General features: G+C 36.0%; 10 protein-coding genes. 8 read left to right on the forward strand and 2 right to left on the reverse strand.

What is annotated here, in order from left to right; translation table 11 throughout:
- Positions 1–2: 2 nt before the first annotated feature.
- The gene (locus MHI47_RS00720; RefSeq protein WP_093536632.1) at positions 3–443 is read right to left on the reverse strand and encodes a peptidylprolyl isomerase; all 441 of its coding nucleotides are present in this window, start codon (positions 441–443) and stop codon (positions 3–5) included.
- A gap of 289 nt (positions 444–732) precedes the next feature.
- On the opposite strand from MHI47_RS00720, the gene MHI47_RS00725 reads away from it, so the two are divergent.
- The 4 genes from MHI47_RS00725 to nhaC all read left to right on the forward strand — a co-directional run bounded on the left by MHI47_RS00725 (position 733) and on the right by nhaC (position 5,997).
- A complete protein-coding gene (locus MHI47_RS00725) occupies positions 733–2,958 on the forward strand; it encodes an S-layer homology domain-containing protein (RefSeq protein WP_340829021.1) in 2,226 nt (741 codons plus the stop codon).
- Between the two features lie 185 nt (positions 2,959–3,143).
- A complete protein-coding gene (locus MHI47_RS00730; RefSeq protein ID WP_093536628.1) occupies positions 3,144–3,338 on the forward strand; it encodes a YwbE family protein in 195 nt (64 codons plus the stop codon).
- 29 nt (positions 3,339–3,367) lie between these two features.
- The gene (locus MHI47_RS00735; RefSeq protein ID WP_093536626.1) at positions 3,368–4,465 is read left to right on the forward strand and encodes an amidohydrolase; all 1,098 of its coding nucleotides are present in this window, start codon (positions 3,368–3,370) and stop codon (positions 4,463–4,465) included.
- A gap of 128 nt (positions 4,466–4,593) precedes the next feature.
- Positions 4,594–5,997, forward strand: a complete 1,404-nt coding sequence (gene nhaC / locus MHI47_RS00740) for a Na+/H+ antiporter NhaC (protein WP_340764327.1) — start codon at positions 4,594–4,596, stop codon at positions 5,995–5,997.
- Positions 5,998–6,286: 289 nt separating this feature from the next.
- On the opposite strand, the gene MHI47_RS00745 is transcribed toward nhaC, so the two are convergent.
- The gene (locus tag MHI47_RS00745) at positions 6,287–7,534 is read right to left on the reverse strand and encodes a hypothetical protein (RefSeq protein ID WP_340829023.1); all 1,248 of its coding nucleotides are present in this window, start codon (positions 7,532–7,534) and stop codon (positions 6,287–6,289) included.
- An 89-nt stretch (positions 7,535–7,623) separates the two neighbouring features.
- Between MHI47_RS00745 and MHI47_RS00750 the strand changes: the two genes are divergently transcribed.
- The 4 genes from MHI47_RS00750 to MHI47_RS00765 all read left to right on the forward strand — a co-directional run bounded on the left by MHI47_RS00750 (position 7,624) and on the right by MHI47_RS00765 (position 12,622).
- The gene (locus MHI47_RS00750) at positions 7,624–8,736 is read left to right on the forward strand and encodes a mandelate racemase/muconate lactonizing enzyme family protein (RefSeq protein WP_340829025.1); all 1,113 of its coding nucleotides are present in this window, start codon (positions 7,624–7,626) and stop codon (positions 8,734–8,736) included.
- 14 nt (positions 8,737–8,750) lie between these two features.
- Complete coding sequence (locus MHI47_RS00755; protein WP_340829027.1) at positions 8,751–9,440, forward strand: GNAT family N-acetyltransferase; 690 nt, start codon at positions 8,751–8,753, stop codon at positions 9,438–9,440.
- Positions 9,441–9,635: 195 nt separating this feature from the next.
- Complete coding sequence (locus tag MHI47_RS00760; protein WP_340829028.1) at positions 9,636–10,862, forward strand: MFS transporter; 1,227 nt, start codon at positions 9,636–9,638, stop codon at positions 10,860–10,862.
- 101 nt (positions 10,863–10,963) lie between these two features.
- Positions 10,964–12,622 carry a hypothetical protein gene (locus MHI47_RS00765; protein WP_340767913.1) on the forward strand — a complete coding sequence of 553 codons (1,659 nt, stop codon included), beginning with the start codon at positions 10,964–10,966 and terminating at the stop codon, positions 12,620–12,622.
- The last annotated feature ends 25 nt before the right edge of the window (positions 12,623–12,647 follow it).

Raw genomic sequence — 12,647 nt, forward strand, 5'->3', positions numbered from 1 at the left:
TCTTATTCAGCGTCGAAAACTTCTACTTTTTCCATTTTAGCGCCATTTTTCATAGCTTTTGCTACTTCAAGTCCACTTGTAACTTGACCGAAAACAGTATGAACACCATCTAAATGTGGTTGAGGTGCGTGTACGATAAAAAATTGGCTAGAACCAGTGTCTTTACCAGCATGTGCCATTGAAAGGCTTCCTGCTTGGTGTTTGTGTGGGTTTCCAGCTGTTTCACATTTAATGTTTTTGCCGCTACCGCCCATACCTGTACCAGTTGGGTCTCCACCTTGACTTACGAAACCAGGAATTACACGGTGGAATACTACTCCGTTATAGAATTCGCTGTTTGCTAACTCTTCAAAGTTTGCAACTGTGTTTGGTGCCTCATTTGGGAATAGATCAAATTCAATTTTTTCACCAGAATCCATTAAGATATAACCTTTTTTTGTCATTTAAAACACTCCTTTTTCGTTTAAATCCTTCATTAGTATAGCATGTACCTAAATCATTTTCCAAAAACAGAGACTGTAGAAGAGTTTCGTATATTTTTAAAAAGAAATTAGCCTATTGTGGTCAAAATCCTTACCTAATACTAATGATGTTTTACAGATAAAGGTTATTTAGCACTCCTGTCGAATTAGTTAATTGAAAGAATCTTTATAAAAATATTAATATTCTATTTATAATTACCAAAATTTGCTTTACAATATAATTATTACCTAAAAAGGGGGACTATTTAAATTGAAGAAGATAGGGATTATATTAACTGCATCTGCTTTATCGATTGGGATGTTTTCATCTGCTGTTAGTGCAGCGAGTACAGTTACTGTAGGAGGACAACCAGTAAATGTGGTAGCACAGGTGAATTCAACAGAAAAGGTTGTTACTAAGGAGGACTTACTTAAAAAGTTTCGCTCTGCTTTTCCAGGGTTTTTTGACTTTGTGAATGCAAGTGATTTTCATATGAGTTCATATGATTACCCGGAGAGGGAGGAAACAAATTATCAGATGTTTTTCAATAAGTTGCAGAATGGGAAGGATACTTATGGGAATATATCGTTTTATGGAGAAGATTTAGAGGTAGAATCCTTCAGCTATGAGCCGATTAGAACTCCAGACTCTTTGTTTCCAGCCAAGGTTTCTAAAGAAGAAGCTAAAAAAGTGGCAACTGACTTCGTTAAGAAGTTTCTTAAAGCTGGCAATTACAAATTAAATGAAGAAAATAATGATTACTTTTATTACTCAAAACAAATATTAACTAGTCCTATTAGTTATTCTTTTTCTTTCAATCGTATGAAGGATGATGTTGCGATTGCTGATCAACTTGTAACTGTAACAGTTCTTGGAAACGGAGACATTGTCAATTTTTATAATTCAGCAATAACTAAATCTCCTACTTTTGACGATGTAAAAAAGGTGAAAGATCAAAAGGACGCATTCGAAAAAATTAAAGAAAATCTTACCGCGAGGCTACAATATCAAGTTAACACCAACTATGAAACTGGGAAAAATGATGTGAAGCTGGTTTATGTGCCTGATGTTCTGAGTGTTAGTGCTGTTACGGGTGAATGGTTTAACGGTAAAGAATTTTTAGTGGAACAACCAACTAAAAAGGAATATGAAAAGGTTACTAGCTCAACATTGCCAGTCAGGCAAAATGGAATGACGAAGGAAGAGGCAAAGAAAGCAGCAGAAAAGTTATTACAAGTAAAGTCTGACAAGGTCAAGTTGAGTATTCAATCAGTAGAAGAAGTAAAAAATAGTTATGGGCAAGAAGTAATAAGTATTCAATATATGTATAACTACGCTAATGGAGGAAGTGGATCCTCATTAGAATTTGATAAGAAAACTGGGGAGTTGCTTCAGTATCATAATGTACAAAATAGTATGATGATTGAACTGAACGGTACTAAGGAGGAAGTTGCTCCTATTTCTAAAGAAGAGGCGATTGCTCAAGCGGTCAAGTACTTAAAGGAATTAGTGCCATCTTATCTTCATGAATATGCTATGCCTTTAGAGGACAGTTATGTCGATGACGCAAGGGGGAATTACTACTTAAACTTCCCTCGTATAGTAAATGGGGTAATGGTTAGTGGGGATCAAATTAGTGTAAGTATTTATAAGGACGGCTCTTTGGAAAATCTAAGTGTAAGCAGGCCACAAATTGAAGAATGGCCGACATTGGATAAAGTTATTTCTTTAAAAGAAGTGGAGAATACGTTGAGTAAAGCATTAAGTCTAAAAATGAGTTATATGAAGGGAAATCACAAGAAAGAAAATAGTCATTATGATTTAATATACTCTTCGTTATTCAATGAAACTGCCTTTAATGTGTTAGATGCCAATTCTGGGAAATGGATTAATCAATACAACATAGAAGTGACACCTGAGGTTTCTCATGCAACAGCAGCAGAAGAGCTGAACTATTTAATTAAGGCAAAGGTATTGACGGTGAATGATCCAAAAACCTTTAACGGGGATGCAGCTGTGTCTAAAGGGGAAGCAATAAAGATCATGATGAATTCTTTAACGTATATTTATGAGACAAACATTAGAGAGTCAGAGAGTATGAAGCAATCTTTTACAAACATTAACTCCAAACATGCTTCCTATCAAGCTGTTGAGCGTGCAGTAGAAGCGGGTATTTTAAAAACAGATCAAAAGACCTTTGATGTAAATAATCCTGTTACTAAAGAAGAGCTAGCCGTATGGTATATTCGAGCACTAGGTCTTGAGCAAGCAGCTATACAAAAAAATATTTTTAAAAACGAATTTACTGATGGCAAAAAAGTTACGGAGGCAAATATTGGTTATGTAATTTTGGCAAACTCACTTGGATTAGTAAAGGCAGAAAAAAATCATTTTAACCCCAAAAAAGAAATAACATATGCAGATTTAGCGGTGTCCTCAATCCGCTTAGCTCATGAAATCTCCAATAAGGGAAGAGATTTCAGATACAGTTATTAAATCATAGAAATATAAATAAAATTAGAGGGTCATGACAACCAGTCATGACCCTCTATATTGCTGCGTTAATATAACTGGTTAAGGAAAGAATTAGATTAGGATTTACCTTCAATGTCACACTTTAATTTTCAAAATACTGAAACTAGATCATGAAAGTGGTACGATAAAAAAAGAGGTGAATCCAAATGAATGGACAGAATAGAAAAGACGTTAAACCTGGCATAGAAGTGTATATCGTATTAAAAAAAGATCAACGATCAGGAGAGAAAACGAAAGGGATCGTAAAAGATTTATTGACGAATTCTTCCTTTCATCCGCATGGCATAAAAGTTCGCTTAACAGATGGACAAATAGGACGAGTTTGTGAAATCATAGGATAAATTATAAGGTGAAAAGGAGTGTAGTTGAAGTGCAAGTAGAATCTCAAATTTTACAGTGGTTTAACCACTTTCATCAATATCCAGAAGTGAGCTGGAAGGAATATGAAACGACGAATAAACTTGCGGAAATTCTGGATAGTTTGGGTATTTCCTATCGTAGATTTGATGATGTAACTGGATTGCTAGCGGAAATCGGGGAAGGGTCAGAAGTAATTGCGGTTCGAGCTGATATTGATGCTCTCTGGCAAGAAGTGGATGGAGAGTTACGTGCCAATCATTCCTGTGGACATGATGCCAATATGTCTATGGTGTTGGGAGCATTATTGTTACTAAAGGATAAAAAGTTGAATAAACGAATCCGCTTCATCTTTCAACCGGCAGAAGAGAAAGGTAATGGAGCAAATTCGATGATTGACCGTGGGGCCTTGACGGATGTAACACATCTATTTGGTGTGCATTTACGACCAATTGAGGAACTTCCTTTTGGAAAAGTTTCACCAGCTATACACCATGGTGCGGCATTATTTGTAGAAGGTAAGATAAAAGGAATAGATGCACATGGCGCTAGACCTCATCAAGGCAATAATGCCATTGATGTAGTAATGGCCATTCATCAAGCATTGAAAAACATTTACTTTTCCCCATTCGAATCATATTCTGCGAAGCTAACAAAAATTCAAGCAGGCGGAGAAAATGCGAATATCATTCCGGGAAATGCTACGTTTTCTATCGATGTGAGAGCAGCGAGTAATAGTGTTTTGTTTCAACTAAAAGATCAGATAGATAAAGACTTGAATACAATTCAACAATTATTTGATATAAAGATCGAGTGGGAATTTCAAGATATTACACCAGGTGCTGAAGTATCGAAGGAGGCCGCAGCAATTTCAAAACAAGCGATAATGGAAGTTATAGGTATGGAAAATTTAGCAGAAGAAGTAATTACTTCAGGAAGCGATGATTTCCACTTTTATACTATTAGACATCCAGAAGTAAAAGCCGCAATGATTGGTATTGGTGCGGATTTGACACCAGGATTACATCACCCCAATATGACCTTTAACAAAGATGCATTAATAATAGGTGCAAAAGTAATAGAGAAAACGCTTTCAAATAGTGCAAAATAGTATTGACTAGTGTTTAGTTTCGATTTAATATTACTCTATTAACGACTATTAAACGTCAATTTAGAATTGTCTCAAAGTTGTAAGGGGGAAATATTTTGCCAGAAAAAAAAGTAGTAAATAAAAAAGAGATGTCTTTACTTTGGGCTCTTACACCATTAGTTATTATGATACTGACGATGATTATAACAATTATTAAATTAGATCAGGGGCCCCATATTCCATTAATCGTTGGAACCACAGTTGCAGCAATTGTTGCATGGAAGCATGGATTTAAATGGTCTGATATTGAGGAAATGATGTACAAAGGTATAAAATTAGCATTACCAGCAGTAGTTATTATTATTTTGGTAGGACTAATCATTGGTGCTTGGATTGGTGGAGGAGTAGTCGCTACAATGATTTTTTATGGTTTGAAAATTATTACTCCTGCTTTCTTCTTAGTGACAATATGTGTAATTTGCGCCATTGTTTCTCTAGCCATCGGTAGTTCATGGTCTACTATGGGAACTATTGGTGTTGCAGGAATGGGAATTGGTCTTAGTATGGGAATTCCGGCTGGAATGATTGCTGGAGCTGTAATTTCAGGAGCTTACTTTGGGGACAAGATGTCGCCATTATCTGATACGACAAACCTTGCTGCCGGATTAACGGGCACAGATCTTTTTGTACATATTAAACATATGTTATATACGACAATACCAGGAATTCTAATAGCTCTTGGTGTATATGCTTTCCTTGGAAATAGATATAAATCTAGTAATATCGACCAAGAAGGTATTAACCAAACAATATCCATGTTAGATCAAAGCTTCGTCATTTCGCCATGGTTATTACTAGTTCCACTTGCAGTAATAGTATTAGTTGCGCTTAAAGTACCAGCTATACCAGCATTGCTTGTTGGGATTTTATTGGGCTTTTTATCTCAAATACTTATCCAAGGCGGCAATGTTGCAGATGCAGTTGGAGCATTACAAAGTGGGTATGTAATCGATACTGGGAATGCGATGGTAGACGAATTGTTTAACCGTGGTGGCTTAGATTCGATGATGTATACAGTTTCCATGACGATTGTTGCGATGACTTTCGGTGGGATACTGGAATACTCAGGAATGCTTCAATCCATTATGAGTCAAATCTTAAAATTTGCTAAATCAGCAGGATCGCTTATCGCATCTACAATTGTTGCATGTTTCGCGACGAATGCAACTTGCTCAGAGCAATACATTTCTATCGTTGTGCCAGCTCGTATGTTTTCAAAGTCATACACAAAAATGGGATTACATTCTAAAAACCTATCACGGGCTTTAGAAGATGGAGGTACACTTACTTCGGTCTTTGTTCCTTGGAATACGTGTGGAGTGTTTATCTTAGCGACATTAGGTGTTGGGGTAGCGGAGTATGCAGCATTTGCCGTTTTAAACTTTATCGTACCAATTATTTCTATTATCTATGCCATGACTGGCTTTACGATTCAAAAAATATCAGAGGCTGAGAAGTTAGAAATATTGAGTAAAGAAACTGCAGAAGCATAATTCGAAAATGTGCTAGCATTGAATATAAAAAGGGAGTTCTTATTAGAACTCCCTTTTTTGATGGAAGGCAAACGCTATAAATTTACCGAAAAGAAATATCGGTCATGATGATAGTCATGATTAGCTTCAAGAAAAGTAACCTGGTAATCAAATAGAAATAAATCTGTCTGTCCAAAGCACTCCGGAAATAATAATTTTGTTCTTAAAGGACCGGGAATCTTTTTCCAGGTTTTTCATAGAAATTCTATTAAAAGATATTGATTGATATTGCAATGCAGATGTCGAGTTTCTAGCTGTAGGTTGGAAAGTTTAGCTCGTATATAGCGCGTGGTCGGCCTTGTTGATAAGTCATCTCTTCCCCTATGATATATGCATATCCATGATCTGTAAGTTTTTTTAAGATACGCTCAGTGGTTCTTCTACTAACTTGTAAATAGACTTCTAGATCATATGCAGTAAACTCGGTGGACTTTCTTAGACGACTAAACTTTACTACTTTGGACAAGTTTGCTGGGCTTAATGTTGTTTGTTTCGCTATTTGCACAAGTAGTGGATCACTATTTTTCAGTTCTACCTGTCTATTGCTGTTCGGAAACGGTCCGAGTAATTCCTTGGAATCCGTTAATAAGTAAGCTGTATTATCAGTAGTATAAGATAGGGCGTCCTTTGCATTTTGAGTAGCTTCTATAACTGTTTTTCCATAGCCGAAAGCGATTTTAATGGGTGAAGAAGATGAACTCAACCAGGAATTAATCATGGAATTATTGTTTAAAGCTTCTTCCACATTACCTTGAGTTGAAAATAAGCTATATAAATTGTCTGCTTCTTTTACGGTGTTAGCTTGAATAGCTGCTGCAATCTGTTTTACTTTGTGTTCTGAAATGGCCTGACTTTTACTTGTTTGTATATAACCAATGGCTATTTTGGCTGACTGACTTTTGTATAGAAGGGCAAGTGATTTTGTATCCTCTAATCCCTTAATGATAGAGCTTTTTGGATCAATCATTCGAACGACAGACAAACCGTTGTCCCTTAATCTTTGATAAACTGCGTGAATACTAGTTATGGCTAATAAGGAGGATCCATTTTTCTGCAAGTTTGTATGGAATGCTACTATTTCCTCTAAGTCAAAGGAGGTATCAATTTTCATCAAAAAGGGTGTTTCATTGAACTGCCCAATATCCTCTAAAACACTCATTGCACTTGCTGGATCGATTATGTCAATTGATAATTTATGTATGGCAGTTGGATGAGTAAAGCTAAGTGATAGTAGAGTAGTAGTGATAACGCTTTCATCTTGTTTCAAATAAAAAGATGGAATTGGTAGTTTTAAAACAGACTCTTGCGCGTAGTAAAATGGAAATGATCCTGAAAAAAATACGGCATCACAAGGTTTTATAATTGATACTATATCTTTTGCATCAGAAGGTATATTATATGTATAATAATCCATTTTAATGGATGGAAGTTCATGTTCAAAACTTCTTAAACGTTTGATGAAATTGGCCGATCCTAGTACAGCAATGCGTGTAATCATTGGGTCACCTCTTTTTTAGGTTTTTAACGACTATTTAACGACAACTATATCGAATTACATTCATGATGTAAAGAAAGTAGGAATTTATAATGAAAATTAAAGAAATAGATATTTACGCAATTAGATTACCTTTAATAGATCCATTTATAATAAGTTATCATACCTACGAAGATATGCCATCTATTATTGTTAAGCTAACGACAGATACAGGTTTAGTAGGATACGGAGAAGCAGTTGCAGATGAGCATGTGACAGGGGAAACTTGGGAAAGTACATATGCATTACTGAAATCTACATTAGCACCAGCTATTATTGGAGAAAATCCTATGGAGTTTGAACGATTACATGAAAAAATGGACAAGGCCGTTTATCTGGCTCCTGCAGCAAAAGCAGCCATAGACATTGCTTGCTACGATTTAGCAGGAAAAAAACTTGGTGTTCCTGTTTACCAATTACTAGGGGGGCGTTACCACGAAAAGTTCCCTGTCACACATGTTTTAAGTATTGGAAAACCAGATGATATGGCAGAAGAAGCTGAGAGAAGGATAGAAGAAGGGTATTCCTCTTTTAAAATGAAGGTCGGGACAGACGTACAGGTTGATGTAAAACGTATTCAGGCAGTACGGGCTAAAGTTGGAGAAGAGGTTGCCATTCGTGTAGATGTGAATCAGGGTTGGAAAAATAGTGCTACTACCATTATGGCTATGCAAAAGTTAGAAAAGGAAGGACTAGATTGGTTAGAGCAACCGGTAGTAGCGGATGACTTCAATGGAATGGTAGAAGTGAAGGCTAAAACGAGTACTCCTCTGATGATGGACGAAGGCTTACGAAACTTTCGTGATATGCGTGAGCTAATCGAAAAACAGGCAGCGCATAAAGTGAATATTAAACTGATGAAGTGCGGTGGGATTTACCCAGCGATGAAATTAGCTCATATGGCGGAAATGGCAGGTATCGATTGCCAAATCGGTTCCATGGTTGAATCTTCTATTGGATCTTCAGCAGGATTCCACGTTGCATTTTCTAAAAAAGTATTTACTAGTGTAGAACTAACTGGTCCTTTAAAATTCTCTAAGGATGTTGGGAACTTACACTACGATGTTCCATTTATACAGTTAAATGAACGCCCTGGACTAGGAATTGATATAGATGAAGAAATACTAAAGGAGTTAACTGAGTTCTCCACAAAAGTAACAATGTAAGAGGAAGTGTTCACATGAAGGAATGGAAAGGTAAACTTGGAGAGAAAGAATATATTGTTCGTAAGTTAAAGCCCGATCATATGGATAGCATTTTACGTTTACAGAAAATAGTTTTACAAACGATGGAAAATGATAATTTCCTCTCTCCACTAACAAAAGAAGAATATGAGTACTCCATAGCACATAACTTAATGATTGGAGCATTTGTAAACAATAAGTTAATCGCATTTAGAGCTTTGGCGTTACCACCAATGGATGATGATCATCTAGGTATTGATATTGGTCTGTCCTCGGAGAAACTGGGGAAGGTCGTTTATCAGGAAATTACGAATGTTCACCCAGATTATCGAGGATTTGGTATGCAAAAGAAACTTGGCGTTATCATTATGGAAATCCTAGACGCTTCAACTTATACACATGTATGTGCAACAGTTGCACCATTTAATATTCCTAGCTTAAAAGACAAACTTAGCCAAGGAATGGTAATAGGCGCCTTAAAAAAGAAATACGGAGGCATGCTGCGATACGTATTTTATAAAAAAATTCATGTGAATCGTGCCAGTGGAGAAAAGTTATTAGAAATTCCTATGGATGCGATTGAGAAACAGCAGCAGGTTATTGCGGATGGTTGGATTGGTACAGCTATTTTTCAAAAAGAAAACAAATGGTATGTAAACTATGAAGAAAAAGGGACATATATTTAAATCCAAACCACTTAGTGATTAATCTCACTGAGTGGTTTTTTCTGTATACAATATGATTAATTCACGAAAAGCTATTTACAATCTATCAGTTGCTTCCGTCAAATGTATGAGGAAGACTCAAGACCAATGGCTGAACCAAATAGCAGAATTTTCAATTATAGTGAAATAATAAGAATAAGTTAAGGGGTGTTTCAAATGAAAAACTTATATAAAGACTCCCGCTTTCGACTCATTATATCAGCTAATATTGCTTCTTCTATTGGTTCGGGAATAACGATGATTGCGATACCATGGATGCTTGTATCAAGTGATGATGGGAATAAGGTTTTTGGAATTATAACAATTGGTATGACGATACTGAGTTTTATCCTCACACCATTTATAGGGAATCTAGTGGATAAAGTATCTCGAAAGAAATTACTAATTGTTAGTGAAATCGTATGTTTTGTTCTACTGTTTATATTTTCTCTGCTAGGCTTTATGGGTTTACCATATGAAATTTGGCATTATACGATTATCTATATGATTGGTAGTTTGTATTACACTATTTTTTATCCGACGATGTTTGCTCTAAATCAAGAGATATTTACGAAGGATCATTATAAATCATTAAATGGAACGATGGAAGTCCAGGGACAACTATCTAGTATGATTGCGGGTGGTTTAGCTAGTATCTTGTTGATGAAATGGGAACTGCATTATATTCTGTTACTAAATACGATATCTTATGGTGCTGCTATTTTCTTTTATTTGAAGTTACCGTATGTGAGATTACCAACTATAAAAACGGAGGTTGTTAAATCACAGGTAAGTGAAGGAATTAGGTATATGTTGGCTCGTCCTGCTGTATTTATATTTTTATTGTTTTCTTTCATGCCTTTTATCGGAGTGATGCTTACAAATTACTTATTTCCTGTCTATTTAGTGGATGTACTTGAGGCAGATGCGAGTGTTTATGGAATTGAAGGAATGATCTACGCAATAGGAGCAGTAATTGCTGGTGTTTTCGTACCGACATTATCCAGTAAGTTTGGAAATGAAAAGACGATCGTTTTTGGGATATTGGTATATACGATAGCCATATCCTTAATAGTCTTCGTGGATTTACCTGTATACCTATCCCTTATGTTATTTTTGGCAATAGGTAATAGTAGCACAAGGGTTGCTAGAAACTCTTTCTTAATGGATCATATTCCCAACAATATAATAGGGAGAGTAGATAGTTTGTTTCGTACATTAGGTCTTTTAATCAGAATTCTCTTATTAGCACTATTTACTGAAATGGTGTCCTCAGACCTCATCGTTTATTGTTTTATCGTGCTAAGTGGGATATTAATGGTTTCTTTGTCATTAGTACTTATATCGTTGAAAAAGGGTGTTAAAGAAAAGGAAATAAATTGTCCAGTTATAGCAAATACTTAGGGAGCTAGTGCAAGTTGGTTGCTACTCTAGCGTCTTTTTTGAAACCATTTCCCATCTCGTCCGTAAAATAACTATGAACAAAAAAGAGAGGGATTGAGAAAATGACCAGTGTATTTATTATTTCGGCAGTTGCAGCTATAATTACCGCATTATTAGTTGTTCCGTTAACAGCTAAAAGAAAAGATATGGTAACTTCCATTATTGGTCTGTCTATATTAACTTTTATCGTACTAGCGATTATATATTATGTAACGAACTTAGATCGTAATTGGACAGCGTTATGGCCGTTACTAGTTATTACAACATTAGCAGGAATGTTGTTAGCTAAAGGAAAAGAGCAAAAAGCAAAAGGTATTCTGTTTTTAGGAAGCTTAGTAATCGCAATTTTCATGCTGACGGCGCCTTTTTGGAATGCTGATGAAAAATTTAAAGTAGCAGAAATGAAACAAGAGGTGGAAATTGAAGCATTTGATGAAACGAAGACACCTGCTAGTGTACCACCAAAATTTGCACGCAATAAAATGAAAAAAGCTTTTGGTCAAGTACCAAATACAAGCTATTATGAATTAGGTAATTTACAAATTCAAAAGGTAAAAGATGAGTACGTATATATTGCTCCAGTAGAATTTTCTGGACTATTCAAATGGTGGAATGGAGACGTAACACCGGGTTATTTTACAATGAGTGCAACAGATTCATCGGATAATCCAAAATTTGTAGAAGCAGAAATGAGCTATACACCGTCTTCTTACTTCCATAAAAATTTGGAAAGACATATGCGTATGAAACATCCAACTAAAATTTTCTACGGTGCACCTCAGTTAGAAATTGACGAGGAAGGAAAACCATATTACATCAGATCTTACGGTAGCTTCATCTCAGCACGAAATGGATTTGAGGTAAAAGGTATCGTTGCGGTAGATCCTGCTACAGGACAGACGGATTCCTATAAAATTGCAGATGTCCCGGCATTTATAGACGGCGCTGTATCACCTGAAACGGTGAGTCTACAAAATAGTTATTTTGGTAACTATATACATGGATTTATCAATAGTCTATTTGGTAAAAAAGATGTGAGATTACCATCAGATGAAGGAACAGAAGCAAATGTTAGTCCAATCTTCGGAGAAGACGGACAAATGTATTACTTCACAGACTTTACGAGTCCAAAAGAGGGAGTAGACTCGATGCTTGGTTACTCATTAACCGATGGTAGAACAGGCGAGGCTACGTTTTATACAGGAAATCTAGAAGACTCATATATGGATTCTCAAGGGGCATTACAAATTATCGAAAAGAAATTCATTGAGAAAAAATGGTCTGGCGAGATGCCCGTATTGTACAATTTTTACGGAGAAGCTAGTTGGTTAACACCAGTGTTAGACTCTAATGGGTTCTTGCAAAATTACTTTATAGTATCAGCAGCAAATCCTGAGATATCTGTTTACGGAAATACGCCAAATGAAGCGCTAAAACTATATAAAACAGCTATTCAACGTGGTGGAAGTTCGGTAGATGGTAGCTCCGATGCAGAAGAGAAATCGATAACTGGTACGGTTGTACGTGTATTTAAAGAACGTGTAGGCGACTTTACGCAAGTATCGTTCCTATTAGATGACAAACAAAGTTATATCGTATCTTCCGAAGTTGCTCCCCTTGCCGTTTATATGCAAGAAGGAGATAAAGTACAAGTAACTTTCTTAAATACAGGAGAACTTTTCTTGCCAGTAAAAGAGGTAACGATTCAAGGAATTGAATAGTATATAAATGAAAGCTATCCTAGAT

It is taken from the genome of Psychrobacillus sp. FSL H8-0487, from assembly GCF_038008385.1.
GTDB lineage: Bacteria > Bacillota > Bacilli > Bacillales_A > Planococcaceae > Psychrobacillus > Psychrobacillus psychrotolerans.

Excerpts from the sequence above, each read along its gene's own strand:
- MHI47_RS00720 (WP_093536632.1), bottom strand. The coding sequence starts at position 443 with ATGACAAAAAAAGGTTATATCTTAATGGATTCTGGTGAAAAAATTGAA.
- MHI47_RS00730 (WP_093536628.1), top strand. The coding sequence starts at position 3,144 with ATGAATGGACAGAATAGAAAAGACGTTAAACCTGGCATAGAAGTGTAT.
- nhaC (WP_340764327.1), top strand. The coding sequence starts at position 4,594 with ATGTCTTTACTTTGGGCTCTTACACCATTAGTTATTATGATACTGACG.
- MHI47_RS00745 (WP_340829023.1), bottom strand. The coding sequence starts at position 7,534 with ATGATTACACGCATTGCTGTACTAGGATCGGCCAATTTCATCAAACGT.
- MHI47_RS00750 (WP_340829025.1), top strand. The coding sequence starts at position 7,624 with ATGAAAATTAAAGAAATAGATATTTACGCAATTAGATTACCTTTAATA.
- MHI47_RS00755 (WP_340829027.1), top strand. The coding sequence starts at position 8,751 with ATGAAGGAATGGAAAGGTAAACTTGGAGAGAAAGAATATATTGTTCGT.
- MHI47_RS00760 (WP_340829028.1), top strand. The coding sequence starts at position 9,636 with ATGAAAAACTTATATAAAGACTCCCGCTTTCGACTCATTATATCAGCT.
- MHI47_RS00765 (WP_340767913.1), top strand. The coding sequence starts at position 10,964 with ATGACCAGTGTATTTATTATTTCGGCAGTTGCAGCTATAATTACCGCA.